Origin of the sequence: Streptococcus sp. 4094, assembly GCF_013277125.1 — a bacterium.
Classification (GTDB): Bacteria; Bacillota; Bacilli; order Lactobacillales; family Streptococcaceae; genus Streptococcus.
In genome coordinates, this window is sequence record NZ_VMMI01000084.1 from 1 (window position 1) to 1956 (window position 1956).

Annotated in this window: 2 protein-coding genes; both read right to left on the reverse strand. The window is 38.0% G+C overall.

Annotated elements, in window-relative coordinates:
- A partial coding sequence (locus tag HT721_RS10880; protein ID WP_173229832.1) for a DUF1542 domain-containing protein occupies positions 1-964 on the reverse strand: 964 nt, incomplete at its 3' end.
- A gap of 56 nt (positions 965-1020) precedes the next feature.
- Positions 1021-1743: a YSIRK-type signal peptide-containing protein gene (locus HT721_RS10885; RefSeq protein ID WP_173229833.1), complete on the reverse strand. Its 723-nt coding sequence runs from the start codon at positions 1741-1743 to the stop codon at positions 1021-1023.
- Positions 1744-1956: the final 213 nt, after the last annotated feature.

Genomic DNA, 1956 nt, shown 5'->3' on the forward strand with positions numbered 1-1956 from the left:
CTGCTACTTTGTCTGCATCGTCTGCTGTTGGTGCATCTATTGCTCGTTCACCTTCAGTTTTCTTAGTTGCTACTTCTTGCAATTTTTCATTTCTTTTTGCTGTTGTTAAGCTCTTATCTGCATTAATAGCTTTTGTTTCTGCGTCTGCTGCTGTTGCTAATTCGCCTTTAGCTGCTTGTTTAATAGCCGCTAAATTAACTGTCGCTTTAAGGCTATCAGCTGAAAATAACGATTCTAGCCCTTCATAATAAGTGTCATTTGTTCCTTTTCTTGCATACTTTACAACAAGTTTAAGTTCTTTTGTCCCTATAGTATTTGCATTATATGTACTTGGATCAAATGTAAATGTTCCATCAGCTTTTACTCGTGTAACAGCTATAGTAGTATAGTCTGATGCTCCAGGAATGTAACGATCGTTATCAACTCTCCCACCAGTCACTAAATAAGCCTTTAAATCTGCATCATTCGGAATATTATTAGTTTCAATCGGAAAAGGTATTTTACCGCTAACAATTGGACGTTCGTTGTCTGTTTTATTTGCTGCTCCATTCAATTCTTCTTTTTTTGTTGTAAAGCTAGCTTGAGGTAAAGGTCTGGTAATTCTAACTGTAGTTGTTCCTTTATGTCCTGACGAATCTTCAGCTTCGACAACGATATTATTTATTCCGAATCTATTACTTGGTATATCTCCAGTTAAATCTACCCATCTTTTACTTCCACTTCCTTTTAATCCCGAAGTTGTCAAACCTAACTTACCTTTAACAGCAGCTTCTGTGAATCCACCTTGTCCATTATTCGCTTGTGGATCATAAGCTTTTACTGTAATACTTCTTATTCCTTTACCACTTGATGATTCCGCTAATAAACGAATATTGTTTCCTATAGGGTGACCATCTGTAGGGATAATTGTTTCATTCGAAAATATAGGATTATCACTTCTCCCTTTTGCAGCTCCTACTTTCAAACTAGACCCTTCTGGCGTCGTCCTAAACCCACTACCTTCAGGCAGCGTAGTCCCCGCTAAGCTATGATTATGCCCTGCGATGTTNNGTTTTCAGCTTTTAGACCGACCGTTGCTTTACCATTTGTTGTATCAAGTTTAGGAGCCTTAGGTTCTACATTCTTTTTAACACGTTTTAAGACAGTGTTTTTATAACTTACTAATGTTCTAAAGGCTGCGTCTATTTCTGCTTGAGTTTGCGCTGTTGCAAGGACTTGTCTCGCTTCTTCAGCTTTTGCTTGCAAGGCTGCTACTGATTCTTCTGTGTAGTTCTCTGCTTTTACAGCAGCAATTTCACTTAATAGCGATTCTAAGTTCTGAGTATTTAGATGTTTACTAAGTTCAACATCTGTTTTCGGTTGATCTTGTTTTTCTGCTATCTCTTTATTTGATTCTAATTTAGAGTTGCCTTCAGTACTCGTTTCCTCAACCTTAGCTACTCCTTCACCATCTTTAGATGGAGTTCCTGGCTCTTTTTTCTCTGTTCCTTGAGTTTCTGCTTCCGTTCCTGCTTGTCCTACGTTTGGATTTTGACTGCTTGGATCTGATGCGCTTAGGGAAGATGAATTGTCAGGTTTGACATCCCCATCCTGAGCGACCACTTCTGTACTTGCTTCTGCTGCTTGCACTTCTGTCGCTGGATTAGCCACAAAAAAGACAGACCCTAGCAAGACTGAAGCTGCTCCGATTGAAAACTTACGTATAGAAAAGCGTTGGCGCTCATTCATTTTAAACTGTTTCATAGTTTTTTACCTTTCTTTCTACCCTGTCTTTACTCCTCTAGCCATGTTTGCGCAGGCATAAACTCGCAATAAAACAGGAAAACATGACTTTTTTCATCTTAAATAAATGACAAAAAGCCCAGTGTTTACTAACACTTCATTATATCAACTTAGTTCCCTTCCTTCAACCTCACTTTGTTTTAGAAAATCGATGATTATATATATATATATATA